Origin of the sequence: Novosphingobium resinovorum (assembly GCF_036352595.1) — a bacterium.
Classification (GTDB): Bacteria; Pseudomonadota; Alphaproteobacteria; order Sphingomonadales; family Sphingomonadaceae; genus Novosphingobium; species Novosphingobium resinovorum_B.
This window is the reverse complement of sequence record NZ_JAZFAX010000041.1, coordinates 1-25661: the sequence shown is the minus strand read 5'-3', so window position 1 is coordinate 25661 and position 25661 is coordinate 1. Positions and strand designations below refer to the sequence as shown.

Genomic DNA, 25661 nt, shown 5'->3' with positions numbered 1-25661 from the left:
TGGCATCCCGCCGGAGATGGACTCCTTTCGGAACCCCATCGCCTTCAATCCATCATGGAGCGCCCGCCCCGGCCTCCATCAACGGCAGCAGCATCGCATGGAGGGCATCTTCCGCGCGCTCACGCCGGGGTGCATCGCTCGAGGCCAGGTCCTTGCGCATCCAGTCGGGCAGTCGCCGCACGAGGTCCCGCAGTTTTACATCGTTTGAGTTGCTCATCGCCTCCTCTTTGCAGGACGCTCACCGCGACGACAACTGTCTTGGCGCTTTGCGTCGGCAGACCGCCAAGCCGGGACGAAAGGGAAGGGGGCAGCGTAGGGGAGACGGCCGGATGGTCCGTCGCCGAGACAGGAGATGATCATGCCTCTTCCCGCCACGATCGAGATCGCCGCAGCCAGGACGCCGTTCGCTGCGCGTCCCGCCTTGTCGCGGGAAGCGCGCTCGATGCGATTCACGAAATCCTGCAGAATTGCCGCCGGGCCGACGCGCAGCACGTCATGATCAACCTTGTCGAGGAAGACGGCCGCGCCTTTCTCGATATCCACGATGACGGCTGCGGCATCGACAATCCCGCTGCGCTCCTGACCTTCGGTTTATCCGGTTGGGGCGACGATATCATGCGGCGTGAGGCTCTGGCCGGCATCGGCCTGTTCAGCCTTGCCGGTCATGCCATCGAGATCCACGCCTTCTCGCCCGCGATGGGACACGGCTGGAAGGTCCGGATTCCCGCTGAAGCCTGGAGTGGCGACAGGGCGCTCGAACCCGAGCCGTGCGACCTCGGCTGGGGAACGATGGTCCGCATCGAGATATCCGGCGACTGGAAGATGGGCATCTGTTCGGCCATTGCTGAGGCTGCTCGTTACTATCCCTTGCCGGTGATGCTGGACGGTGCGTTGCTGCCCCGCAAGGATTTTCTCAAGGATGCGCTGCTGATCGAAGAGGCCTGCGGTTGCCGTATCGGCGTCTATAAAGGCAATTCGGTTCGGCAAGATGGCCCCTGCATCAACTTCCATGGTTTGGCCGTCCCGTGTTCTCTTCCCAATATATTCGAGTTGAAGAGGCAGGACTGCCACTGGTCCGTTCGCATCGATGTGATCGACGCGCCTGAAATTCGCCTCGCCCTGCCGGCCCGCAACGCGGTGATCACGAACGAGGCGATGAAGGCGCTGCGCATCGCCATGGAACGGGCCCTATACACGGCCATCGCTGCCCAGGAGGAGCATCGCCTGCCCTTCGCCTTATGGCTGCGGGCTCGAGGACTCGGTGTGACGCTGCCCGCGGTACGGCCAGGGCTCTCGATCTGGCATCCATCGTCCGACGATGAACATGACAAGCCCGCCGACGGAACGACTGCCCCTGAGACTGCCTCTGGGGGCGCATTGATGGTTGTCCCCTCGCTGCGCTCCGAGATCGCGCAGGCGCTGGCACTCGCCCACCATCAGCCGCCGCTTCAGGATTTCGTGCTGGTGGAGGAGGAACGCTGGCTCGACGGCTATGACTGGTACGACGCTCTACCGATCATCCTCTATGTTTCCTTCCGGATTTACCGGGAGGGCATCGAATATCCTTATGGTGAAGACGATCGCCTTCCATGCAGCTTCGCTTCAGGTTTCGTCGACAGGATCGTTTCCGACCTGGAGATTGCCGAGACCTGCCATGAGGATGCGCCGCGATACGTCCATTCCATTGAAATCCCGGCCCTGGTCTGTCCCACTGGCAGTTGGGATATCGAGGAGGCCGTCGTCCTTGTGACCCGCGGCGGCGGTATCGACCCGGATCGCGTGGGACGCATGATCCACGCGTCGCTGTTCTCTGCGCCCGACGATGCCGACGCCGATAGCTGGGAGACCCAGTCCCGCGCCTTCGCGCGAAGCCCGGCAGGTGGCGACCGGCGTTCTTCTGGGGGAGGACGCCGCCACCCTCGAGGCCATCCTGATAGAGGCGCGCCATCATCTCGCCTGTCTGATCCCGAAGGATCGCCGGATTGTCATCCACGCGGATCGCGCCGGCATCACCGCCGATTTCATGCCGGACTGATGAGCCGCCGCCCGAACCCGTCCCCTGAGCAGCAGATCCGGCGTCCGGACACGATGCCGACGGAAGGAGCACGCCCATGACGATCGCCACTCATGACTTCACCCGCGATGCGAAAGTTCCGCTCGGTCACTGTTCGACCGGCACGCTGGAACTGGATCTCGGCAAACTGATGTCAGGCCGCTGCCTGATCCAGGGATCGTCGGGCGCGGGCAAGAGCCAGACGCTGCGCCGGATCATCGAGGAGGCCTTCGATTATCTGACGACAATCATCGTCGATCCGGAAGGCGAGTTCGCCAACCTTGCCGCGCATATCGGCGCCACCACCGTCGTCGCGCGTGATTATGCCAATGACGGTCTTACCGCACTGGCGCTGCGCACCCGCCAGCACCGTATTGCCCTGCACCTCGATCTCACCGATCTGGAACCCGACCAACGCATCGAGAAGGCCGCCGCCTTCTTCGCAGGGCTGCTCTCGGCGCCGCGCGAGCATTGGGCCCACACGGTGCTGGTCTGCATCGATGAAGCGCATCTGCTTGCGCCGCATATGGCGGCCTCGGCCCGCGATGCCGAAACACGTCGCCTTGGCGTCGCCACGCTCACCGACATGTGCGCTCGGGGGCGCAAGCGCGGGATCGGCACGATCATCGCTACGCAGCGTCTCGCCAAGCTCGCCAGTTCGGTGGTCTCCGAATTGCACAACCACCTGATCGGTCTCAACGTCTTCGATCGCGATGTCGCGCGCGCCGCCGACCTGCTCGGCTTCGGTGGCGATCAGGCGGCGCTGCTCCGGCAGTTGCCGCCGGGAGAATTTTTCGCCTTCGGTCCCGCGCTTTCGGCGCTGCCCGTACTGGCGAAAATCGACACGACGATTACACCGCATATCGGCCGTACACCCGATCTGGTCGCCGCGGCCGACCTCGACCCGGACGAGAGCCGCACGCTCCTCGACCTCGACACCTTGCGCGAGGTGGCGCCGAGCAGGAACACCCATGCCGCCATGCGTGGCCAACGCGCGCTCGATGCTTTCCTGCTCGATCCTGCCGCGCCCGCCGCCGCGCGCATCGTCGGGGCGCTGGGCAGCATCGCGCCCAACGCCACTACGGCCGATGATCTTGCGCGCCATCTCGCGCTGCCCGCCAATGACATCGATGCCGGTCTCGATCTGCTCGCCGCGATCGGCGCCTCGGACACCATGCCGCGCGGCGATACGCGTATCGCGCGCCTGTCGGCCCGGTTGCGCCTGCGCGTCGTCGACACTCCAGTCGTCGGCCTGGCCTGAAAGAAGCCCACCATGACCCAGACCAGCTTCGATCTCGACACCGAGATCGTCGAACTGACCCCTTTCGTCCCCGAGACGGATACCGCGCCGACCGTGCCGCTATCTGAACTGGCTTTCCGCGCGGATGCATGGCTTCCCCATGAGACGGGGCGTCTCCGCGTAGCTTTTACCGACGATTGCACGATCGAGGAAATCGCCGCCCAGCTTGGGCGGTCCCGGGCCGCTGTCGCTACCCGGATCCATGACCTGGGCCTGCGCCGTAATTCGCGGCGATCGTGGAGCGACTGGGCCGATGAGGAACTGGCGCGCTGCTACGCCCACGAGCCGACGGCGACGTTGGCGGCGCGGCTTGGTCGCGGCGTGAGCGCGCTCTATGCCCGCGCCCGGCTGCTTGGCCTCTCTGAACCCGGATCCCCGCCGTACAGTGGCTGGGAGGACGCGCAACTGCGCGCGGGCTACGCCACAGGCGTACCTGTCGTGCAGATCGCGAGCCTGATCGGGCGACCCTTCGCCGGCGTCATCTCGCGCGCTTCGGCGCTGGGGCTGCGCCATGCCTGCCAGCCGGACGACTGGAGCGACGCGGAAATGAACCGCGCCCTCGAACTCGCGGCAACCGGCGCACGTTATGTCGCCATCGCCGAGGTTCTGGTGGCCGAAGGCTTCCCGGCCCGGAACAGTCGCAGCCTCGGCCAGCGCCTGCGTAAGCTGGGCTATGGCAGGGGCTGGGGCCGCCCGTGGATCCCCGAGGAGGACGCGCTTCTCCGTCATGCCTACAGGACGGGGGCGAGTCTGACGCCTCTGCGCGAGCGGCTTGGCCGCACCCCCCACTCGATCCGCTGGCGGGCCGAGGCGCTGGGGCTCAGGGGCTCGCATGTCCGCCGGGACGGATTTCGGCAGGGACCGGTGTGGACGGCCGAGGAAGAAGCCCGGTTGCGGGCTGACTATGGCAAGGTTCCGACCCGCCAGATCGCCGAGGCGCTTGGCCGCGGCGTGCGCGCCGTTCTCTATCATGCGAACCGTATGGGGCTGGTCCACGGGTTCATGCGCGCATTCAGCGCCGACGAAGAAAGGGCGATCCGTAACGCCTGGGCATATGGCGTCTCGATGGTCGATGTCGCGCAGGCCCTTGCCCGCGATCCCGCCGTCATCGGCAAGCATGCCGCGCGCCTCGGCTGCCGGTTCAACGATCCGGCGCGTCCCACGCGAGGCCCTAAGACGCGGCGGGCCAATAGACCACCTGTCACGCTCCACAGCCTGCTGGCGCTCGATACCGCTGTTCCGACCGGTGTCGATCTTCCGATCGCTGCCTGATCCCGGCCGCCGCTTCATTTCCGGAGGTTTTATGTCCACGCCTGTCCCGCCCAGCAGCCTGTCGTCTCTGCGGCGGCAACTCTCCAGCTTCGATCACGCGCTCAGAACAGCCCAGCAGCTGCGGTGTGCGACCGGTGTGCCGCACTATGTCGTGCATGGCGTCGCGCCGTTACAGGCGTTCAGGGTTACGATGCGGCCGCCTGCCTGGCCCGACCGCTGGCTGGCGATGGTCGCATGACGATGCCATCTGCCACCTATCCGGTCGTGGCGGCCTGGGGCATGGGCGTAAACAGCACCGCCATGATTATCGAGTGGGTAGCCCGGGGCCGAAGGCTGGATGCCGTATTGACCGCGGATACTGGCGCCGAAAGCCCCAGAGTTACGCCTATCTTCCGATTTTTCAGAAATGGATGGACGATCGAGGTATATCTCACCATATTGTTCGATACGAGCCAAAGAAATTCAAGCATTGGCCGCCGTACTTCACAATATTGGAGAATTGCCTGACGAACTCGACTTTGCCATCTGCCTCATTTGGTAGGAAATCTTGTTCAGTCAAATGGAAGATACAGCCTCAAGACCTTTGGGTGTCAAAATGGCAACTTGCAAAGAATATATGGCAGGTTGGCGGTAAGGTTGTCAAGCTGATCGGGTATGACGCTTCACCTGCCGACAACCGGCGTTATGCAAACCGCGAAGGCATCATGGATGCCCGATACGACTATCTTTATCCGCTTCTGCACGAATGGCATTGGGACCGCGACGCCTGCATCCGGCGAATTGAGGCTGAAGGCTTGCCGGTTCCCCCGAAATCGAGTTGCTGTGCGCATATGCGTTCCGAGGAAGTCGCGCAATTGCCGCGCTGGGTGCTTCGATTGATCGTGTTGGTTGAGGCGCGGGCCGCGCCACGCCTGCGCAATGTCGAGGGATTGTGGCGTCGGGCGACGAAAGCCCGTCCCGGCTCCATGACCATGTTCATCCGGCAGCGAGAGCTTCTTGATCCCGACGAGATCGACGCCATCGTCGCAGGCGCACCTGTCGATCTCATTGATTTCCAGCGTGTCGCTGCGGCCATTCCCGTGGAGCGACGGCCGCATATGCGCCAATGGATCGATCGGTTCAATGAAGGTGTCGAGAGGCTCGCCGCCTGATTACCTCACCCGCTTGGGACGTGATGTTCATTTTGCCGGTCTCGCGTACTGGCTAGCGGCACTGGCTTGCATTCGCGCGTGCCCTGCACCGACGAGGGTTCGACCGCTCGTTTCGATATAACCCGCGGGGAAACGCTTCCTCTTGACACTTCGCACGTGCAGCATTCACAATCTGCACGGTCTTGAGGTCTGGCCGCCCCTGCGGCCAAATGTCCCAATCTTCAGGACCACCTGCGCACCCGAGGGGCAGGCGGGAAATTTCATCGTCAGGGCCGCGATGGCGCAGGAAGGCCCACCACATAGGGGCATCGCAGTCCTGGAGAACGACTTATGATCTCTTTGGTGTGGCGCTTCGTTTTTTGTCCGCTCGATCGTCATAAATCGTTCCGGAGAGATATGTGGTGGAACGGGGATCATTACATCGGAACCTGCCAATACTGCGGCTGCGCGATCCGGAAGGATGGCCCTCGTCGGTGGCGCCGCATCCTTGCCTAGCGGATGCTCCGGGCAGGGGGCGGTAACCGATGCAGGCACGACCCCTTGATCACAGGCCCATGTGGTGCACCTCGCTCCGGCCGCTGTTTCTGGTGCTGTTTGCCGGCCGGGGCACCGCGTTTCCCAAATCTTCCATGAGGCTTCGATCATGTCTAAGGTTCGCATCGGTGAGTGGAATATCGATCTGGCCCAGGCCACCGCGTCGAAAGGCGACATCGAGGTAAGGATCGTCACGCATGAAGACGGCACCTACACCATCGCGTATTCCGGACTGGAAAGCAGCGAAACCGCCCGCCTTCTGGGACCGGAGGTTCTTGACGCTTTCCAACGGGCAGGGGCCAAAGCCTTCGAGCAGGGGCCTGAGTAGAAACGCGAGACATTCCAACTGAAGCTCTGGACTATCTGTGCCCCGCATGTTGCAATGCAATATTCCCGCGAATCAGGAGGCTTTCTTGAAAGAATTCTCGATGATCCGCCACCTCGGTTTCGTGGCGGCACGACGCGGTGAGCCCACATCGGCTAATCCCTACAGGACATATCTCGGACGGATAGCCTGGATAGGCGGTTACTCCGAAGGCCGAGTTTCCCAAGCGTTCGGCACGATGCTGGCGTCCTGCGATACGGCAAGTAAGCGGTAGCCGGAACACTGGCTCCAACCTTTACGCTCTCGCTATTTCCCAGATCGGCCGATCACGGCGTTACGTCAATTTCAATCCCCAACTCCGGATTGGCTGGGGATTTCGAGCGGTCGCATCCGCCGTCTTTCGATGGCCATTCTTTCCGCCGCGCGGCCCGCCCCTATCTCCTGCTCGCTCCCGATACCGGGACCGCACCTGCCGGTGCCGCCGACCACGCCGCTCCCGCAGTGTCTGCGATGACCGCCGGTTCACGCCGCTGCCCCTCGCTACGGCGACTCCCGCCAGCGTAGCACCCGCGCGGCTACCGCCGCGCCCCGGGCGTCGCGCCCCAATCCACCTTCATCATCCCTCGCGCCGCGCCTCTGCCCCTGATCGTGCCGCGGTGTCGCGCGGAGTTGCGGGCGGCGGGGGCGTTGCGCGTGGACCGCGGCGGCGTCGCGCTGGGGGAGGCGGAGCGCCTCGCCGCGGGCGCGCGGCGCGGGAGGCGAGCGCGGGATAGAGAGGAGAGAAGGGCCGGTGAGGGTGTCGCTGAGAATGGTTTCGAGCGACATTCGAAAGGTAAAGACGATGAACATCGGTGAAATCTTTAATCGGAATGGCCGTCTGAAGGGCTCGATCGCCACTCGCACCATCGATCTGCCCAGTGTCGGGCTGCGCAAGGTCGTGAGCGATAATCCGAAGGCTCCGGTCTACGAGATCCTCGCGCTTAACGTCGCCCGCCGCTACGTCCAGATCGGCGCGCTGTGGGAGGCCGTGTCGAAGCAGGGGGATGTGTTCCTCGCCGGGAACATCGACGACCCCAGCCTGCCCGAGCCGCTGCCGATCGCGCTCTTCCCGGCCGACCATGGCGGCTACATGGTCGCCTGGCGCCGCGACACCATGCGCTCCGATTTCGGTGGCGGCATGGGCGCGAGCAGCGGCCGGTACGACGATCGCGACCCGGGCGATCAGGGCGGCTTCGGTGACAGCACCGTGGGTGCCGGCGGCGAACGGTCGGGTTCGGACACCTCGTTCGAGGAGGAAGACCCGTTCTGATCACGCGCTGATCAGTCCCATCGGGCCGGGGAGGCGTCAGGCTTCCCCGGCCTCTTTCTTTTTCGCCCATGAGGAGACATCCCATGCCCCGCTCTTCATTGCATTCTTCCGCCCCGTTGACCGACCTTGCCGCGCTCTCCGCGGCGATCATGGCCAGCCCCTCGATCCGCGACCTGCTCGCGCGGCATGTCGAGGGCGCGTCTCCCGTGCCGGAAATCCCGGCGGGTATCACCTGCGGCGAGATCATCGCCGCCATCTACGACCTGCTCGAGAATACGCCGCTCGCGCCGCATGCGGCCGGGATCGTCGATACCGTCCTGACGCGCGCGGCATTCGTCGCGCCCGCCCGGGCGAGCAGGCACTGACCCGGCACGACACCCATGCAGGGCCGGGACGCTATCCTCGCGTTCGCGGCCCTTTTCCTTTTGCCCCCCTGACAGGGAGAAGTTCCATGAGCCACGACCATTCGCGCAGCATCAGCCGCTTGGCTGATCTGCCCGCGCTGTTCGCCGAAGTGACCGCGACCCCGGAATTCCAGCGCGCGTTCGGTGATCCCATCCCCCTCTCGATCATCAGCCCGGGGGATGAACCCGGCGAACACGACATGCCCGAGCCGCTCCACGCACAGGCCGATTGTGCCGGGGTCATCGCCACCATTTTCGACCTGCTGACCGACACCCGCCTCGATGCGCTCGCCCCCGAGATCGCATGGGGCATGGTGAACAGCTTCCATTTCGTCGCCGGAAAGCTCGAACGGCAGGAAGACCTGTTGGCCGACGAACTGCGCGACATGATGCGCCGCTCCGACCTTTCCGAGGTGTTTAACACCGAGCTCGAGGAGAAGCAGCTGCTGTGCCAGTCGCTGTCCGAACAGCGCGAAGCGGTCGAGTGCATGCGCGACTATGCGGCCGACACCTTCCGCGTGCTTTCGGGCCGTCCCTGGTCGCCGGCGCGCGGTTCGCGGGTCTCGAAGGTCGCCACCGCCACGCAGGTCGCGATACAGGACTTCCTGCGCGCCCGGGAGCTCGCCGAGCGCGAGCGGTACCGCCCGCGTGGCCCGATCGTCGTCGCCTCGGGCCATGCCGAATGGCACGACTGGCAGATCCTGTGGGACCGGCTCGACGCGATCCTCGCGCGGATCCCGCACATGACGCTGGTGACCACCGCGCAGCGTAAGGGCTTCGATGCGATCGTGGCCTCGTGGGCGGGGAGCCGCGAGGTCCAGCTCGTCACCTACTCGCTGATGGGCGCGGGGCGCGGCGCGCCCTTTGCCCGTAATCGCAAGCTGGCCGAACTGAAACCCGTCGAAGCCGTGCTGGGCGAGGGCTCGGGCATTCAGGCGAACCTCTATCAGGCGCTGCGAAAGGTCGGTGTTCCGATCCATGCCTTCCGAAAGGCCGATCAGGCACCCGCCGAGAAGATCACCGCGCTTCCGCGGGGCCGCTCTCGCCGAGTAGCCTGAGACCGAAGTCTTAGCGCATTTTTCGAGGGACGGCGCGCCGCGCCGTCCCCCCTTTTTTGCGCAAGGGGCGTGCAGGGTCGCGAGGTCGCGGGCGCTCCACTGAGAGGTAAGCGCCTGGAGGCACCCGTTGCGAATCAGGGGCATCGAGCCCCAGATTCGCAAAGCCTCTTCTCTCTCTCAAGAATTCCAATGGTGGCACGGGACCGCGTCGGCCTCAAGGACGACGGGGCCCCACCATTTTTCCGGGCGGGTCGGGCGTCGCGCCTGGCCTGCAATGATGATGGCCGCCCGGAAAAATCGTGACCCCCATCGCCGGCTGCGCCGGTCGCGTTCCGCGATCCTTGACCCCGCCGCTCGGAGCCCGTGCCCAGGGGGGAACCTCTTTCGTTTCTACAGGAGGTTTCCATGACGAAGATCCACCGCAGCGTCCGCCCCTTCTCCGACATCGCCGAATTCATCGCGCAGGAAACGATGGGGGGCGCGACCGACGACTTCCACGCCGCATTCTCCTCCGATCTTGGCGGCATCCGCATCGGGCGCGGCGAAGAGGAGATGGCGACCGACATGCCCGATCCGCGCGAAGCCCAGCTTGCCGTCGAACTGATCGTCACGACCCTCGTCGACCTGCTGCGCGACACGCGGCTGCAGCCTGCCGCCGAGCGCCTCGCATGGGGCATCGTGAACAGTTTCCATCACGTCGCCGACCAGTGGCAGGGGCAGGCCGATAAGGCGACGCGCGACATTCAGGACCTGCTGCCGCGCGCCGACGGCAGCGAAATCCACGGCGTCGAACTCGAGCAGGCACAGGGCGAACTCGAATTCCTCGACGAAGCCACCGACGCCCTGCGCTGCATGCGCGACCATGCCGCCGACGTCTTCCACACCGAAACCGGACGGCCATGGTCGGCACCGAAGGGATCGCTGGTCTCGAGTAAGCGTACCGCCTCGGTGATCGCCGCCACCGATTTTCTTGCCGCCCGCCGCCAGCGCCGCACCGACGCGCATAACCCGCGAGGGCCCATCGTGATCTTCTCAGGCGGCGCGGACTGCTGGTTTGACGACCGCCTGATCTGGGCGAAACTCGACGACGCGAAATCCCGGAACCCGGCGATGGTGCTGGCGACGACCGCACAGGATAAGGGATGCGACGCGATGGCCGCAGCGTGGGCCGCCTCGCGTAAGGTGAAGCTCATCACGTTCCGCCTCAGCGCCAAGCTGGGGAAGAGGGCAGGGTTCGTCCGGAACGAGCAGATGGTCGGACTGCGACCCGTCGAGGCGCTGGTCTGCGAAGGGTCGGGCCTGCAGTCCCACCTCGCGCGCCTCGTGAAGGAGAAGCGTATCCCGGCGCGGTTCGTGAGGCTCAGCGATCAGGGATGGGAGGCGCAGTGAGATTCCGCCAGAGGATCGGTCCGGTTCGCCGGGCCGGTCCTCATTTCTTTTTACCAAGCGTAGCTCTCGCCCCCGCTCAGGGACCCGCAGGCGGGTCCGTCGCGGGCGCGATGCGGGACCGCCAGGCGGTCCCGGCCTCCTGCGCGCGGCTTCGCCGTGCTCGTCGCAGGGACACCCTCCGGGTGCGGTCTGGGCGGGGTTGGCTGAGGGGCGAGGCCGCGTCCTGCCACCAGAGGAGAGGAGGGCAGAGAGGGGTGGCTCATTCGAGGAGATTAAAGCCATGTCCGAGCATCTGCACCTTTCTAATTCGGCCGTTTTCGTTTCCGGATCGCTGTCCATTACCGCGCTTCCCGAGCCCGTGATCGAACGCATCGATGGTATCCTGTACCGTGCGCTTCCCATCCTGATCGGGGACGCGCGCGGCGTGGATCGATTGGTCCAGCGCCATCTTTCCGATCGCGAGATCGCTGCTGTCAGGGTCTACTGTTCCGGCGAGGAACCGCGTCATAATATGGGCGACTGGCCTGTCCGGCGCATTCCTACTTCCGGGCGAAAGGGCACCGCCGCCTTCCATGCCGCGAAGGATGCGGCGATGGCGCGCGATGCCGCCCTCGGTCTCGTGATCTGGGATGGTCGCAGCCGGGGCAGCCTTGCGAATATCCACCGGTTGGCGGCGCAGCGGCGCTTCATCATGATCTGGTTCGGGCCCGAAGCGCGGTTCATCACCCTGAGATCGGATTCCGACAGGGACAGCTTTCTCGAGGCGCACCCCTGCCGGAACCTGGTGATGACCGGCGCGTGATCAGATCGCTGCCGGCAGTCCTTTAATCGCCGTCAGCGCCGCGCCGCCGCCTACCCGGACCGCCTGTGTGAGAAGCTCGCGAAACTCCTTTTCCGTGAGCTTCTCCACCGGCATCTCCGCGATCATCGCGGCATATCTGCCCCGCAACGCACGGCGCGCGTTTTCCAGTTCATCGTTCATCTTGCGCTGACGCGCTTCGAGATCGGCGAGCCGATCCCTTTCCGTCATCTTCGGCATTTCCATCGTCCTTCCCCGATGGCCTGCCCGTCGCTTGCGACTGTGCCACATCGGCGGGTCGGCGCAAGCGGGGATTGCCGCTTCCTGCGGAACCGGCGGGGCTTCGCGCCTGGCCGCTCCTGTCGGTCCGTCACCGACCACATCCCATCCCATCCATCGGCCCGCGGTGCCTGTCCTCCGCGGACACCCCATGAGGAGGCTTTCATGCTCACCATCGAACCCGATTACGACCGATTCGTCGAAACCCATGAACCGCACTATTTCTCTGCGCAGGCGAGGGGGTTCGCTCTCATTCGCCAGATCGAGCGCCACCTCAAATCGGCTAATTCCTACGCGGGCCAGTACTATGGTTACACCGATTACGAGACCGGTGACTTCGTGATAACCGGCGAGTGCGACGAGGAATACGAGGCGGAATGGAACCGGGCTTCGGACCTCGCCCGGATAGGTGCCCGCTCCAATGCGTATCGGATCATCCGGGCGCAGGGCCGTGACGACGAGGCGGCCATGCTCATCCTGGAAGCGCACGCGTTGGTCGCCCAGCAGGGCTGATCACATATCCCGGGACCGGGCCTGACGCCCGGTCCCTTTTTTTTTGCTTTCGGGGAGACCCCACCCATGAACGCCATCCCTCAAACCTCCTCGCCACGCACCACCGCGAAACTGCAGCAAGGGTGCCCCGCCCCTGCCGGTACGAGGCTGCGCAGCGCGAGCGCGCTGCGTAAGGCGGGACGCACGGCGCGAGGCCGTTTTGTAATGGACCCTACGCACGGGTGCTGCAGAGAGAAATCCTCGCTCTTTCAGCGGGCTATTCATGCAACCCCGGTGATACGCGTTTTCTCAGCGGTGTATTACGAAGCACACGAACTTCACCTGCTCTCAGTGCAAGTCATTGCAAAATCATCGTGATTCTGCGTGTGCCACGTCTCACGTGCCCAAATTCGTTGTCGGGATGGCTTGGTAAGGTTAGCCTTCTTTCATGACCTGCATAGACTCCGATCCCGACACCGTTCGCAACGCGCTGAGATCCTGGATTGGCGTCGAAATTTTGACACCGGGGATTGTCGAAGAGGGAGGCTGGAATGGCTACGCGCAAGTAATAGGAGGCCAGCTTCGTAACAGGGCAACGGAGGCGCAGACCGGGCAGAGCCTCTGGGATACTCCTGAAGACGACGACATCGCGCCATGGTTTGGTGAAATGCAAACCGACATCGCCGGAGGCGAAGAGCCGATCGCCACCACCGAACAACACCCTGTTTCACCAGGCCACCACGACGCCCCGCAAGCCCGAAGAGAGCAACTCAAGCCTCGTCCCTGGTACAAGATCGTCCTTGCTGCGATGCCGACAGCAGGCGCCATGAAGTTCCTGGACGGTGTCTTCGGCGATGAGGTCGATGACGATACCGTCGATCGCAAGATGCGGGGAAACGTTCTCGCGGCGACGCTCATTCTCGATGAGTTCGGTATCCTCGTGCCCGGCAGTATAGCGCTGGCCTGCTTCGCATGGGGTGTCGGGAAACTCTGCGCCGACGGTGCTGCTGCCGATCTCTCCGGATGGGCAAACGACGAGCCGTCGCTCTTGCACGAGGTGACGGCCCGCCTTTCACCCACCGATACCGCGGGGCGTCCGCGTGCACTGAGTTGGCAGGATCTACGCGACGTGTCGCGCAAGTTGCGGACCGATCTGGGGGTTCCGGAGGATCTCTGGATCGTGACACCTTGCGCCATCAGGACGATCAAGAAGGATCCGCCGAGCGGGGATATCCTCGCCACCTTCTATCTCCCGGACCTTCTGGCGGTAGAAAGGGATCTGTCGGGCTTGCCCGCCGCCACACGCGCTTATCTCGGTCTCGACCGGCCGAAGCAAACCTGGGATGCGCTCAGCGACCGGCGCCGGTTGTCGGACCTTCTTCAGCCCGGTCTATTCCCTCTCGCTCGGTGGCCCGGTCCCGGTCTGCACCCTCTGACCCTGTTGCAACAAGGGGCGGTCAACGCCGCTCTCCGTGATCTGTCCCAGGAGGGACTATTCGCCGTTAATGGCCCACCGGGAACGGGCAAGACGACCTTGCTGCGCGATGTCGTTGCGCACGTCCTCACCAACCGGGCCGAACGACTGGCCGAGATCGACAAGCCGTGGAATGGCCTCGGCAACATAGATCTCATGGACTATGCGATCGTGGTGGCGAGCAACAATAATGCCGCCGTCGAGAATATCAGTCTGGAGCTTCCTCTTCGCGAGAAGGCGCTCGATCCGAGCATATGGAAGGACGGCCGCCTGACCTATTTCTCGCATACCGCGACTCACGTCCTGGGTTTATCGCAGGATGAAGAGGAAGCGCGCAAAGCTTGGGGCGTGATGGCGGCGAAGCTCGGCAATTCGAGCAACCGTTACGAATTTCATAAGCGATTCTGGTTCGACAAGGACTGGGGGCTGTCGGAGTGGTTCGACCGGGTTTGGTCGCCAAATCAGCCGCGGTTCGAAGGGAAGGAACCCAGTCGGCTGTGCCAGATCGATCCGCCTCCCACCAGGGAGCAGGCGCGCGCGGAATGGCGGAAGGCACGAGCGGAATTTCGCGACGCATTGGAGAAGTGCAGGCGGTTGCGCTCGGACCTAATCGAAATGGCACGCGCACGGGATCGGCTGCGGTTGCTGGAGAGCGGAAAGCCCGCTTTGCACGACAAGTTGTGCGAGGCGATTCATGATCGTGAGGATGCCGAGCGGGCGCTCCTCGTCGATGAGGAGCGCTATCGATCCGCAGAAGAGGAACGGAATGCCGAACTAGGTATGCTCTCAGCCTTGCGGAGTGCGAGGCCAGGTTTTCTGGCGCGTCTCATCGGATCGGAAAAATGGCGCGCGTATCAACGTTCGATTGAGATGCGCGTTGGCGACCTGGAGCGCGCCGGAACCGTCGCCACGGAGGCAGCGCGAGATCGCGACGCGACGAAGGATTTGGTCAAAACCCTTGCCGCGCTACAGGTCGAGCTGGCGCGCCAGTTGGGCTATCTGGAAAAGGAAATCTCTGAGCTTGATCGAAAAGTTGCGGTGGTGGAAACAAGGCTTGAAGGCGCAAGTCCCGAACCCGGTTTCTGGGAGCAGGCAGAAGACGCACTGCAAGCCGCATCGCCCTGGAACGGAGGCGAGTTCAGGGCTGCCCGCGACGCCCTGTTCGTGGCTGCAGTACGCCTCCACCGCGCCTTCCTGATCGCTGGTGTGAAGCATATCAAGCCGGCTTTGAACAAGGTAATGTCCGCCGGCCGGGGCGACCCGCCGACCGCGCGAGATTGGGGTGCATTCTTCCTTCTCGTTCCCGTCGTCTCGACGACCTTCGCCTCGCTAGGACGAATGTTTCCTACTCTGAAAGGTGGATCGACGGGTTGGTTTTTACTCGACGAGGCTGGGCAGGCCTGTCCTCAACATGCCCTCGGCGCGATCTGGCGTGCTCGCCGCGCGATCGTGATCGGGGATCCATTACAAATTCCGCCGGTGGCTACTTTGGGCAAGGAAACAACCCGGAAAATTTTCGAGAATTGCGGGAGCCGGGCTACGGAATGGAGCGCTCCGGGCCAGTCGGTGCAGACGCTGGCGGATCGCGCCAGTGCGATTCAGGGGCAATTCCCTGCGCTGGATGGCAACCCGGAGCAACCCCGTATTACGGGGTTTCCCCTTCTCGTGCATCGACGCTGCGACAACCCCATGTTTGCCATCGCCAACCGTATCGCCTATGGCGAGCGGATGATCCACGCGACCGGCGGGGGCAACTCCAGGCTGCGCGAAATGTTGGGACATACGGCTTGGATCGATGTCGATGCGCCGTCCTCCGACAAATGGGTTGCTGAGGAAGGACGCTTGATCGATCAGGCTCTGCGCTCCGTGTTACGGCACGATCAGGATTTGCCCGACCTATACATCATCAGTCCGTTTCGCGTGCCGACGGGTAACCTCAAGGCGCTATTGACGCGCAAGGATGCTGCGCTGGGCAGGATTTCGCAGAAGAGGGCGGAGGCCTGGCTCGATCGGCATGTCGGCACGATCCATACCTTCCAGGGCAAGGAAGCCGAGTGCGTTATTCTGATGTTAGGGGCAGGGCGAGGCGCGAAGAACGGTTCTCGGAAATGGGCAGGTAACACGCCCAACATGCTCAACGTTGCGGCCACCAGGGCAAAGCGGGGACTATATGTCGTGGGCAATCGGGAGCTATGGAGGGGAGCCGGGGTATTTGCCACCGCCGCTGAAATGCTGCCTGTAGTACCTGCGGACCTCTGGGCCGAAGGAAGGTGGATGAACCTTGCCCAAGAGCAGTGATGCCGGAAAAATATCGTATGCCCCGATTGCGCCCGTTCCGGCGAAAAGCAACCTGAGCGACCTATGCCCGTCAGGCATTCGTTAGCACGGACAAGACTTCGGCGGATGAATCTGCCGGTGACCCCTAAACGTGGTTTTGAGCAAAGAGAGCACGTCGCAACTTGAAAGACGGCGGCGGCTGATATATAAGCAGATGGCTTCATGATGCTTGCGAAGGTCACCTGATGAGGGGGCCTGGCGCTTGCCAAAGATCAATTTTCGTCTCGATGAGGCGCTGCATCTTGCCTTGGTGCGCCGCGCCCGCGGCGCCAACCTGTCCATTTCGGGCTTCATTCGCCAAGTGCTCGAGCAGGCGGTCGACGAGCGCAAGCGCTATGTCTTCTCCTCTCAGGACGAGATACTCGCGACCTCGATCCAGATCCTCTCGATCGTCGCCACATCCGTCGGTCAACAATCCCCCGCTGCACTCGAGCAGGGCATGGCGCAGGCGCGCGCCATCCTCGCCGAGCGTGGGCTGCTGGGCGGGGGGGACGCCCGGTGAGCATTTTCCGCAACGACACGCTGGGCTCATGGACCCGCGGCGGACAAGCCATCGTTCATAACGTTCGCATGACCACGCAAGTCTTCTACCAGACCCTGTTGACCGGCTTCATCATCTGGATCGTCGGTACCCTCTGGTACGCCTTCGAGAAATCTACGGAATACGAGCGCTTCGTCCTGCTCAAGCTTGCCGAGGCGATGATCAAGGTCGACGCGGCAGCCGGTACCAACGATCCCGTTCAGTTCCGCACGCCCGAAGGCCAGGCCTACTGGACTTCGGCAGACTGGCTCGTTGCGTCCAGCCTGGCCAGGAAGACCTTGCATGCGTTCGAGGTCTATCTGCTCCATGGAGCGCTGATCTCGGGACTGTTCAGCCTCGTCATGCTCGCCTGGGCCTGGTTCTATTTCACCCGAACGGGCAGGGGCCTTGGCTCCAACGAATATCTGCGCGGGGCACGCTTCGGCACGATCCGGCAGGTCAAGCGCGCACTCTGGCGCCAGACCAAGGGGCCGCTCCTGATCGGCGAAGTGCCGGTACCGGAAGCCTATGAGCCGGAACATATCCTCCTGTGCGGCGCGCCTGGCACGGGAAAGACCAACCTCATCGTCGGCATGCTTGACGGCATCCGCAAATCGGGCCAGCGCGCCATCGTCTATGACACCGCCGGCACCTTCGTCGAGAAATTCTACCGGCAAGGCACCGATATGCTGCTCAACCCGCTCGACCAGCGGACGGCGCGGTGGTCGCCTTGGGTCGATGTGCCGCGCGACTATCATTATGATCAAATCGCCGAGTCGACGATTCCCGACAAGCATGGCGATCCCTTCTGGGCGAAGGCTGCGCGGGGCACGCTGGTCGCGGTCATGCGCAAACTCGCGCGTCAGAAGCATACCTATGTTTCGGTACTGCTCGATCGGCTCTTGCGTTCGAAGCTCAAGGATCTGGCCGCCTTCGTGACCGGTACGGACGCCGCCGCCTTCATCAGCGCCGAAGGCGAACGGACATCCGCCGGCATCCAGGCCGAACTCGCTTCGGTCATGCGCAGCTTCAGCTATCTCGACGATACCGAGGACGGCTTCTCGATCCGCGACTGGGTAGAGAAAGGCGCGGAGGGAAGCTGGCTCTTCATCACCGTGAAAGCCGATCAGCTTCCCTCGCTGCGCCCGCTGATCACGGTGTGGCTCGATATCGCGATCAGTGCGATCATGAGCCTGGCGCCGGATCGCGACCGGCGGCTCTATTGCGTGATCGACGAACTGCCGACACTGCATAAGTTGCCGTCGCTTTCGGACTTTCTTGCGCGGGCCCGCAAATATGGCGGATGCGGCATATTAGGCTTCCAGTCCTATCCCCAGCTCAAGGCGACCTATGGCAAGGAAGATGCCGCAGCGATGACTGGCTATTGCTCGACCTGGGTGGCGCTGCGGGCGAATGATACGGATACCGCCGACCATGTCTCTATCAACCTAGGCCAGGTCGAACAGGTCGAGGCCAATGAGGGCATGTCCTATGGCGTCAACGACATGCGCGACGGCGTCAACCTGTCGCGCATGCAGGTGACACGGCCGCTTGTCATGCCGACCGAGGTCACCAACCTGCCCAATCTGGTGGGCTTCCTGCGCTTCGGCCGCAATTTGCCCGTGGTCCGGTTCGATAGCCGGTTCAAGGACATTCCATCGCTGGGAGAGGCCTTCGCCGAACGTACTGATTCGCCCGCCCAGATCGACAAGGCGCAAACACTCGTTCGCATTGCCCACGCCGAATCGCGGGTCCGTGAAGCCATGGAGCGCGAGGCTGCGCAGACGCCGCCAGCCCCCTACGCAGGGGAAAAGCCGTCGAAGAAGCCCCAGGCATCCCAGGAGACGCCAACGCCGCCGTCACCCCAGCCGGATCTTTTCAGCCCTCCGGCGCCGGATATCGATCCGCAGCGGGTCGAGGACATCCTGCTGAATGAAGAGCATGCCGAGCTCCCGGCTCCCGCGCGATCCCTGTGGACCATCCTCGCCGGCAAGCGGGGAGAAATCCGCTCCGAACTTGTCCAGCATGGCCATCAAGATGGGCCGCGTGAGCGGGCGAGACCGGCATGATCCAGCCCCAGCGTCTCCACGGTCAACCCGCTAACATTGCCCGCTATTATACGGTCGGCGACTATTACACCAAGGGCCGGAACGAGCCTTCGGAATGGGCCGGCAAGCTCGCGGCTGATCTTGGGCTGTCAGGCGCGGTCGATCCGAAGCTGTTTCGTGAACTCCTGGCCGGAAAAGTCGGCGACCAGCAACTGGGGCGCCATCGCGCCGATGGGCAGATCCAACACCATCCCGGCTGGGACTTCGCGGTCAACGCGCCAAAGTCCGTGTCGATCATGGCGCTGGTAGCCGGGGATGAACGCGTGCTTGCCGCCCATGAGGGAGCGGTGACCGCCGCTATCTCCTATCTGGAGGAACAGGCACAGCTGCGCCGCCGGGACGAAGGCAAAATCATTCACGAAATTACCGGTCGCATCCTCGTCGCGCGCTTTACCGAACATGGCAGTCGCGAACTCGATCCCCATCTCCACACCCATCTGGTCGTCCTCAACATGACCAACCGTGAACCCGGCGATCCCATGGCTAGCCTGGAAAGCAGGGTCATGTATGGCGAACAGCGCGTCGCGGGTCAGATCTATCGCAATGCCCTGGCCTTCGGGTTGCGCGAGGCGGGCTATGAGATCGACACCAATCCGCGATCGGGCCTCTTCGAGATACGCGGTGTTCCCGTTGATCTGATTCAACAATTCTCGCAGCGCGCCGAGGCGATCGAGGAACATGCCCGCGAACACGGGCTGGTCGGGCAGAAGGCCCAGCGCGCCTCATTCTACGCCACGCGCAAGGCCAAGGTGAAGATCGGCAAGGAAGACCTTGTTGCGCGGTGGCACCAGCGGACCGGGCCACGGCTCGACGCGCTTCGGTTGATCACCGATGAAACGCATGAGCGAGAAGGCAGGCACCTGCCACCCACCGAACGGGAGGCATCGCGTGCCGCGCTGTTCGGCTTGCGGCAATTGGAGACGACGGAAGCGGTCAACAATCTGGGCGATATTCTGCGCACTGGTCTCACCGCCCATGTCGGCGAAGTCCGGCTCGAGGATATCCGTCCCCGGATTGAAAACCACGAACTGGTGCGCAAGCTGCTGCCGACCCATGAGCAGACCGGCGACAAGATACTGACGCGCGGGAGAACCAGTCGCAAATCCTGGCGGCTGGAACTGGCGCTCACCCAGCATATCGCGCTCGGCCTGAATGATGCTCGCCCGATTGCCTCAAGTGATCGATTACTTACCGTGCTGGAGGGGACCAGCCTCAACAAACAGCAGCAGAATGCCCTTGTCGAGACGGCGCTGACACCCGATCGCATCACCGCCATCCACGGTGTCGCGGGATCCGGCAAATCGACGCTGGTCAGAGTGTTGGGAGAGGCGGCTGAGCCCGGCACGACCTTGATCGCCCTGGCGCCCACATCTTCGGCGGCCGCCGAACTTGGCAAGAAGGCAGATATCGCCTCCTATACTGTTGCCGGCTTCGTCGCGCGAGGCGGGCAGGGGATCACCGACCGTCATGTGCTGGTCCTCGACGAGGCGGGGCAACTGAGTAACCGCCAGGCACAGCGGCTGCTTGAAATCAGCAGGACGACGGGCGCACGATTGCTGCTGCTGGGCGACGAGAAGCAGACTGGCGCCATCGAGCAGGGCAAGCCGTTCTGGCTGATGCGCAAACTGGGCCTGCCGACGGTCGAACTTACCGAGGCCGTGCGTCAGGAAACCAAATCGATCAAGGCGGCCGTCACTGCCGCACGTTCGGGCAACTTCACCGAGTCATTGGCAAAGCTCGATAGCGTCAGCACCGTCACCGACAATGAGAGGATGGCCGAGCAGGTCGTCCATGCCTGGATACGGCTCAAGCCGGACTCGCGGGCCGGCACCAATATTCTCGTCCTCGACAATGCGACCCGCCTCATCGTCAACAGCAAGATTCGCGATGCGCTGAAGGATGAGAATGGTCTCGCCGCCCAGGATAGCCGGCTGTCCATCCTCGCACCCGCCGGCCTGACCGACATTGAAAAGCATAAGGCGCGTTTTTACGGCTCTGGTCAGATCGTGCGCTTCGACCGCGACATCGTCGGCCTCGGTGTCGCCCGCAATGCCGACTATCACGTCATCGGACTGGGGCGTGAACCCAATAGCCGGCAGGTCGTGCGCCTCGTCGATGAGCAAGGACGCACAATCCGATGGGATCCGCAGACCACCGGGGCCCGGCACATCAACATATTCAATCCCGAATATCGCGATCTTGCCGAAGGAGACCGTATCCAGTGGCGTCTCGTCAACCGGGAACTGGATTTGCGCAACGCCGAGCGTGGGACCGTGGAGAAGCTGGAAGGGGTGGTGGCAACGATCCGCTGGGACCGCGACGAACGTGTGGAACAGGTCGATCTGTCCAGGCACAGGACATGGGATCATGGCTATGCCGAGACCGTCTATTCCGCCCAGTCCAAGACCTATCCGCGCGTTTTCGTGCTCGCCCCGGTCGAATCGCCGCTCGTCAACGCCCAGAATTTCTACACGGCCATCACCCGCGCGGCCTTCGGCGCGAGGCTTTGGACCAACGACGTCGAGGCGTTGATCGCCAAACTCGAGCGGCAGTCGGGCGAGAAAACATCTTCGTCGGAAGGGTTGGGGCGGCAGAAGGCAGACCGTGTCGATGCACTCTCTAACCGCCATGGACGGCATCTGGCCAATCTCAAGGCCGAACAGGAGCAATTGCGCGCACAACGCCGCGATCGCATGCTCGAACGGCATCTTGATCGCCGGGAGCGTCCGCCGCGCGGCGCCGCCGAACATCTCGCCGAGGGCGCGCGCAGTATTGCACAGGTCCTGGACCGCTTCCTCGAGGGCATTCTCGACCGCGCCCGCACCGATCGCGGGGCACCAGACAATCAGCCGACGCGGCCAACGCCATTTCCTGTCCATCACCCCGAGCCGTCTCACGGTCCCGAGCGATAAGGTCCTTTCCCATGCTGTTTATCCTGTCCGCGCTGCTGCTCATCCTTCTGGCTTTTTTCGTCCGTCGATTTCGGGTGCCCGTGAAGCATCGCTGGCGGAGGCGGCAGGCCAGGGCCATGGCGGCCCAACTTCGCGGGCGGGACCGGTTGCAGCCGCCACAACTCCTCTATGCCCGCCTGCGCGCCATGGACCCGCTCGCGTTCGAGGAGCTTCTGCTCGAAAGTTTCGAGCGCCGTGGTCACAAGGTCATTCGGAACCGCCGTTACACCGGTGATGGTGGGAGCGACGGGCAGGTCGTGATCAATGGCGCTGTCTGGCTGATCCAGGCCAAGCGCTATGCTGATACGATCCGGCCGGAACATGTTGCGGCATTTGAGGCGCTCTGTCGCACGAGGGGGCGGCGCGGCCTCTTCATCCATACCGGGCGGACCGGGCCGCAAAGTCGCGCCGCCATCGCCCATGGCAGCGCCATCGAAATCATTTCTGGTCGGGCGCTTCTGGCCTTGCTTACGGATGGGCCTTTTCCAGACCTCACCGGCCTAGGGCACCATGATCGAGCGGCGTCAAAGGCGATGGATGAGGGCTGTATAATGCGTTTCGTTCCCTGTCTCATCTGTACACTGCTGTGCGGAGCGATGATCTCACCGTCCCCGGCCCAGGCCAGAGCGCGCAATCCGGATGAGGAACATCTGATCGGCGCTTGCATCCGCCGGGCCTCGCTCGGCAGGCCTTGGCTCGAAAAGACGCTCTGGGGCCTGCGCGACCAGGAGGCCGGCTGGATCGGTGCCGAGGTTGCCAACACTAATGGCACCCATGACCTGGGGCCCTTGCAGATCAACAGTTGGTGGGTCGGCCGCATCGCAGCGGATATCGACCGGCCGAAAGCCCATGTGCGTCATTGGCTTCGTTTTGATCCCTGTTTCAACGCAGAGGCCGCACGGTGGGTGTTTCTGTCCGCTCTGCGGACGACGGGGGACTATTGGAAGGCCGTTGGCGTCTACCACAGCCCGACAGCGTGGCGTCAGCGAAACTATATCGCCTCTGTGGCCATGCACCTGAGCGGAAGGTTCGGGAACGACGTGTTTATGCGCTGAAACCTCCGCCTGGCGCCGTAGAACTGAAACATGAAAACGATAAAGGATGGTTATACGAGAAGGATCGCCGGCGACCATTTCGCGTCTTGGTTGCCGACGGAGACCTTGCGGGAAACCCTCGTGCACTCCTCGGCATCGCGCGTCGTCACCACTGGCTCGGAGGCTTCGCGCCAGAGTGGGGTCTCGATATCGAAAGCGGCTTGCTCGGCACAGCGCCGTTTGCCGCGCGTGGATCATCGGGGATCGATGGCAACCAAGCTTCTCATGTTCTCCCCCAAACTGGCCCGACAACTCGACGGAACAGGAGGCGCTGTCAATTGCCTGTGTTCGGGCTTCAATGTCGTCAGGCTCGGTCGTGACCTGAGCTTGGCTCATCCAGTCGCCGGGTCGCCGACGTGGCTTGGTATTGGCAATCCCGAGCGTGGCGCAGGGGCCATCGTACGTCTGGCCACCGATCCGGTATTCGGCAAACAGACCGGGGCATATGTCTCACCGAAGAGCGCGCGCCTGCTGGCACCCGTCGCACCCGCGAATAACGAGGAAGCACGGCGACAATTATGGAAAAGACGACCGAAACGCTTTTCCGCCTCCACTGATTCCGTGTGGCATTCGGCTGCGCTTGCTTATCCATTTGTGCAGAATATGGTGCGGATTCGGCGGGCTGGCAGGCGGCGCCTGACGGTGCGGAGCTATAGCCCTCCAACGCCGCACGCAATGTGCGGAGAGACACGTTGACTCTGCTTGTCATGGCTGAGTTGCAAGCCAAGGCCGCAGGCTGGCATCAAAGGATTGGATTTGACGCTCGCGCCTCGTTGAGAAGCCAATTTGCGAAAACCTGTATTGGAGCGTCGCTCAGTCGGATCGGCTCCGGCAGGATGAGGCAGAACGTTTTGGAAATCGACTCCCCATCAGGCCAAGGCGCGACCAAGCGACCTTCCGCCAGTTCGCTTTCGATATAGAGGCGCGGCACGAGCGCAACGCCGAGACCAACCAACGCGGCTTCGATCTGCATGGAGTGAAGATCATAGCGGGGACCGATCGCAGGATGGGTCAGCACGACCCCGGCCTCTTCGGCATAACGATGCCAGGCGTCCGGGTTCTGGCGGCGATGGAGCCGCGGCAGCGCATCGAGGGCTGCCGCAGGGTCTCGGCCCCTGATCAGCGCCGGATGGCAGACCGGAACTAGCACCTCATGCAGCAAGCGGTGTGTCCGCATTCCCGTCCAAGCAGGATGCTCAAAATGGATGGCGGCGTCGAAGCCGCTGCCGGTGAGAACGAATGGCTCCATCCGTTCCGCAAGATGCAGGGTGATATTCGGATGCCGCTCCTGGAACGGCTTCAGACGCGGGATGAACCAACGCGTGGCGAACGTCGGCAGGATTGCGATGTCTAGGCTCGCGCCGTCGCTGGGCTGCCCCATCAGATATTGGCTGTCGCGCTCCAGCCGGTCGAGTGCCTCGCGGACCTGAACGGCGTAACGTTCTCCATTCGGCAAAAGCCGGACGCGATTACCGATCCGCTCGAACAGCGTGACGCCGAGGAAGGCTTCGAGCCGGCCTATCTGGCGGCTGATCGCCCCCTCGGTGAGGGCCAGTTCGTCGGCCGCGCGAGCGAAGCTCCCATGACGCGCCGACGCCTCGAACGCCATGAGTGCGGAATTGCTGGGAATCTTGCGGCGCATGACGGTTCCTGAATGGATGGTTCGGCCTTCGATCCGCCGTCACCTTGATATTAGATCACTGAAGCATGATCCATTGTCGATATATAGGCGTGGATTGGCAGTCCATCATGAGAAAATATCAACGAAAGACAACTGGAGGGCCAATCTTCCGGCCGAAGGTGGAATAATGATCTATACGGTGGAATGCAGCTTTGCCGATCCGGCCAGCGAAGCGGAATGGAACGACTTTTACAGCCTGGACAAGCTGCCAGCCCTCATTTCGGTGACCGGCTTCCACACCTCGCAGCGTTTCAAGGCGCTGAGCGGTGGCTGCCCGGTCTATCTCGCCCTTCATTCGATAGACGGCCTCGACATTCTGACGGGTGAGGAATACCGCCATAAGGGCGGCGGCAATTTCGCACGCTGGCAACAGCACATCACCGACTGGCACCGGAACCTTTATGGCGGCATCGACCGCGCGCCGGGCATTGGTGAGGGCGAATATCTGGCGTTGAGCGCAACAGGCCCCGAACCTCTGATCCGGCTTGGCCTCGCCCCATATGCGATGCAGGCGGTCGCAATGGAGAAGTTCCCGGAACACCGCTGGCTCGCCAAGGTCGAGCGCGGCAGCGTGTTTGACATCGAGCATCTATCTGAAGGCGTCCATGTCTATGTGCCGATGACGGCGCAGTTGACGAATGACGGTGACGCTGCGGCCGGGAAGGCACGGTAGATCCCGATGCCGAATGTCACGATCTATATTCCCGCAGACAGGATGCCGCCGGACGAAGCCCTTGCAGACCTCACGGAGCAATGCACAGAACTTTGCACCGGCATTCTCCGGGCCGCATTGGCGAACGTGCATATTGTCTATGTCGCTGTCCGGCATGGCCGGGGGCACCCCGCTTTCGCGGAAATCCAGTATCGCCTTGAGCAATTTCGGACGCCGTCAGTCATGGCGCAGTTTACGGAAATGCTGGACGACGCCATCAAGCGCAATACCGGCCTCACCGCGCGCATCCGTTGCTTTGGCTATGCAGCGTCGAGCATTTACGCGCGCAATTGAGCTGGAGACCCGCAAAAACCGGTAGCGTTTGGACGGCTATAATGATTCATTGAGGGCGCGCGATCACGGAGGCCAGCTATGGATCCCAAGTCCCTGTTCAGTTTGAGCGATCACCTTGAGGCATT

The 25661-nt window shown here is 63.1% G+C and carries 21 protein-coding genes; 18 read left to right on the top strand and 3 right to left on the bottom strand.

The genetic code is table 11. The features are described 5' to 3' along the window. Positions 1–52: 52 nt before the first annotated feature. Positions 53–217, bottom strand: a complete 165-nt coding sequence (locus V2S85_RS23710) for a hypothetical protein (protein WP_330705269.1) — start codon at positions 215–217, stop codon at positions 53–55. A 278-nt stretch (positions 218–495) separates the two neighbouring features. On the opposite strand from V2S85_RS23710, the gene V2S85_RS23705 reads away from it, so the two are divergent. The 10 genes from V2S85_RS23705 (at position 496) to V2S85_RS23660 (ending at position 11597) form a co-directional block, all read left to right on the top strand. Next, positions 496–2115: an ATP-binding protein gene (locus tag V2S85_RS23705; protein WP_330705268.1), complete on the top strand. Its 1620-nt coding sequence runs from the start codon at positions 496–498 to the stop codon at positions 2113–2115. After that, positions 2112–3314, top strand: coding sequence for an ATP-binding protein (locus tag V2S85_RS23700; protein WP_330705267.1), 1203 nt, complete (start codon positions 2112–2114; stop codon positions 3312–3314). The genes V2S85_RS23705 and V2S85_RS23700 overlap by 4 nt, the downstream gene beginning before the upstream one ends. Positions 3315–3326: 12 nt before the next feature. Beyond that, positions 3327–4625, top strand: a complete 1299-nt coding sequence (locus tag V2S85_RS23695) for a hypothetical protein (RefSeq protein WP_330705266.1) — start codon at positions 3327–3329, stop codon at positions 4623–4625. A 587-nt stretch (positions 4626–5212) separates the two neighbouring features. After that, the gene (locus V2S85_RS23690) at positions 5213–5776 is read left to right on the top strand and encodes a hypothetical protein (RefSeq protein ID WP_330705265.1); all 564 of its coding nucleotides are present in this window, start codon (positions 5213–5215) and stop codon (positions 5774–5776) included. 643 nt (positions 5777–6419) lie between these two features. After that, positions 6420–6638 (top strand): hypothetical protein, encoded by a 219-nt coding sequence (locus V2S85_RS23685; protein WP_330705264.1) that lies wholly within the window; start codon positions 6420–6422, stop codon positions 6636–6638. Between the two features lie 838 nt (positions 6639–7476). After that, positions 7477–7944 (top strand): DUF736 domain-containing protein, encoded by a 468-nt coding sequence (locus V2S85_RS23680; protein WP_330705263.1) that lies wholly within the window; start codon positions 7477–7479, stop codon positions 7942–7944. Between the two features lie 83 nt (positions 7945–8027). Then, on the top strand, positions 8028–8309 hold the full coding sequence (locus V2S85_RS23675) for a hypothetical protein (protein WP_330705262.1): 282 nt from the start codon (positions 8028–8030) through the stop codon (positions 8307–8309). Between the two features lie 86 nt (positions 8310–8395). Beyond that, positions 8396–9406, top strand: a complete 1011-nt coding sequence (locus tag V2S85_RS23670; protein WP_330705261.1) for a DUF2493 domain-containing protein — start codon at positions 8396–8398, stop codon at positions 9404–9406. A 405-nt stretch (positions 9407–9811) separates the two neighbouring features. Then, entirely contained in the window at positions 9812–10795 is a 984-nt protein-coding gene (locus V2S85_RS23665; protein WP_330705260.1) for a DUF2493 domain-containing protein, read from the top strand. 280 nt (positions 10796–11075) lie between these two features. Continuing rightward, the gene (locus V2S85_RS23660; protein WP_330705259.1) at positions 11076–11597 is read left to right on the top strand and encodes a hypothetical protein; all 522 of its coding nucleotides are present in this window, start codon (positions 11076–11078) and stop codon (positions 11595–11597) included. On the opposite strand, the gene V2S85_RS23655 is transcribed toward V2S85_RS23660, so the two are convergent. After that, a complete protein-coding gene (locus V2S85_RS23655) occupies positions 11598–11840 on the bottom strand; it encodes a hypothetical protein (protein WP_330705258.1) in 243 nt (80 codons plus the stop codon). A 198-nt stretch (positions 11841–12038) separates the two neighbouring features. Here V2S85_RS23655 and V2S85_RS23650 point away from each other — a divergent pair, with 198 nt between their 5' ends. The 6 genes from V2S85_RS23650 (at position 12039) to V2S85_RS23625 (ending at position 22810) form a co-directional block, all read left to right on the top strand. Further along, positions 12039–12386: a hypothetical protein gene (locus tag V2S85_RS23650; protein ID WP_330705257.1), complete on the top strand. Its 348-nt coding sequence runs from the start codon at positions 12039–12041 to the stop codon at positions 12384–12386. Between the two features lie 427 nt (positions 12387–12813). After that, positions 12814–16137, top strand: a complete 3324-nt coding sequence (locus V2S85_RS23645; RefSeq protein ID WP_330705256.1) for a DEAD/DEAH box helicase — start codon at positions 12814–12816, stop codon at positions 16135–16137. A 241-nt stretch (positions 16138–16378) separates the two neighbouring features. Continuing rightward, positions 16379–16678: a CopG family transcriptional regulator gene (locus tag V2S85_RS23640; protein ID WP_330705255.1), complete on the top strand. Its 300-nt coding sequence runs from the start codon at positions 16379–16381 to the stop codon at positions 16676–16678. Beyond that, on the top strand, positions 16675–18765 hold the full coding sequence (locus tag V2S85_RS23635) for a type IV secretion system DNA-binding domain-containing protein (protein ID WP_330705254.1): 2091 nt from the start codon (positions 16675–16677) through the stop codon (positions 18763–18765). Before V2S85_RS23640 ends, V2S85_RS23635 begins: the two co-directional genes overlap by 4 nt. After that, entirely contained in the window at positions 18762–21716 is a 2955-nt protein-coding gene (gene mobF, locus V2S85_RS23630; RefSeq protein ID WP_330705253.1) for a MobF family relaxase, read from the top strand. Before V2S85_RS23635 ends, mobF begins: the two co-directional genes overlap by 4 nt. Positions 21717–21727: 11 nt before the next feature. Further along, complete coding sequence (locus V2S85_RS23625; protein ID WP_330705252.1) at positions 21728–22810, top strand: restriction endonuclease; 1083 nt, start codon at positions 21728–21730, stop codon at positions 22808–22810. Between the two features lie 781 nt (positions 22811–23591). Here the strand turns inward: V2S85_RS23625 and V2S85_RS23620 are convergent. Further along, complete coding sequence (locus tag V2S85_RS23620; RefSeq protein WP_330705251.1) at positions 23592–24491, bottom strand: LysR substrate-binding domain-containing protein; 900 nt, start codon at positions 24489–24491, stop codon at positions 23592–23594. A gap of 166 nt (positions 24492–24657) precedes the next feature. Between V2S85_RS23620 and V2S85_RS23615 the strand changes: the two genes are divergently transcribed. Both V2S85_RS23615 and V2S85_RS23610 read left to right on the top strand, forming a co-directional pair. Further along, the gene (locus V2S85_RS23615) at positions 24658–25203 is read left to right on the top strand and encodes a hypothetical protein (RefSeq protein WP_330705250.1); all 546 of its coding nucleotides are present in this window, start codon (positions 24658–24660) and stop codon (positions 25201–25203) included. A gap of 6 nt (positions 25204–25209) precedes the next feature. Beyond that, a complete protein-coding gene (locus tag V2S85_RS23610; RefSeq protein WP_330705249.1) occupies positions 25210–25536 on the top strand; it encodes a hypothetical protein in 327 nt (108 codons plus the stop codon). Positions 25537–25661 lie beyond the last annotated feature (125 nt).

What these genes read in the sequence shown, in the direction of transcription:
- V2S85_RS23650 (WP_330705257.1), top strand. Translation starts at nt 12,039, where the DNA reads ATGCTCACCATCGAACCCGATTACGACCGATTCGTCGAAACCCATGAA.
- V2S85_RS23680 (WP_330705263.1), top strand. Translation starts at nt 7,477, where the DNA reads ATGAACATCGGTGAAATCTTTAATCGGAATGGCCGTCTGAAGGGCTCG.
- V2S85_RS23615 (WP_330705250.1), top strand. Translation starts at nt 24,658, where the DNA reads ATGATCTATACGGTGGAATGCAGCTTTGCCGATCCGGCCAGCGAAGCG.
- mobF (WP_330705253.1), top strand. Translation starts at nt 18,762, where the DNA reads ATGATCCAGCCCCAGCGTCTCCACGGTCAACCCGCTAACATTGCCCGC.
- V2S85_RS23705 (WP_330705268.1), top strand. Translation starts at nt 496, where the DNA reads ATGATCAACCTTGTCGAGGAAGACGGCCGCGCCTTTCTCGATATCCAC.
- V2S85_RS23655 (WP_330705258.1), bottom strand. Translation starts at nt 11,840, where the DNA reads ATGGAAATGCCGAAGATGACGGAAAGGGATCGGCTCGCCGATCTCGAA.
- V2S85_RS23685 (WP_330705264.1), top strand. Translation starts at nt 6,420, where the DNA reads ATGTCTAAGGTTCGCATCGGTGAGTGGAATATCGATCTGGCCCAGGCC.
- V2S85_RS23645 (WP_330705256.1), top strand. Translation starts at nt 12,814, where the DNA reads ATGACCTGCATAGACTCCGATCCCGACACCGTTCGCAACGCGCTGAGA.
- V2S85_RS23710 (WP_330705269.1), bottom strand. Translation starts at nt 217, where the DNA reads ATGAGCAACTCAAACGATGTAAAACTGCGGGACCTCGTGCGGCGACTG.
- V2S85_RS23660 (WP_330705259.1), top strand. Translation starts at nt 11,076, where the DNA reads ATGTCCGAGCATCTGCACCTTTCTAATTCGGCCGTTTTCGTTTCCGGA.
- V2S85_RS23670 (WP_330705261.1), top strand. Translation starts at nt 8,396, where the DNA reads ATGAGCCACGACCATTCGCGCAGCATCAGCCGCTTGGCTGATCTGCCC.
- V2S85_RS23610 (WP_330705249.1), top strand. Translation starts at nt 25,210, where the DNA reads ATGCCGAATGTCACGATCTATATTCCCGCAGACAGGATGCCGCCGGAC.
- V2S85_RS23665 (WP_330705260.1), top strand. Translation starts at nt 9,812, where the DNA reads ATGACGAAGATCCACCGCAGCGTCCGCCCCTTCTCCGACATCGCCGAA.
- V2S85_RS23675 (WP_330705262.1), top strand. Translation starts at nt 8,028, where the DNA reads ATGCCCCGCTCTTCATTGCATTCTTCCGCCCCGTTGACCGACCTTGCC.
- V2S85_RS23700 (WP_330705267.1), top strand. Translation starts at nt 2,112, where the DNA reads ATGACGATCGCCACTCATGACTTCACCCGCGATGCGAAAGTTCCGCTC.
- V2S85_RS23620 (WP_330705251.1), bottom strand. Translation starts at nt 24,491, where the DNA reads ATGCGCCGCAAGATTCCCAGCAATTCCGCACTCATGGCGTTCGAGGCG.
- V2S85_RS23625 (WP_330705252.1), top strand. Translation starts at nt 21,728, where the DNA reads ATGCTGTTTATCCTGTCCGCGCTGCTGCTCATCCTTCTGGCTTTTTTC.
- V2S85_RS23695 (WP_330705266.1), top strand. Translation starts at nt 3,327, where the DNA reads ATGACCCAGACCAGCTTCGATCTCGACACCGAGATCGTCGAACTGACC.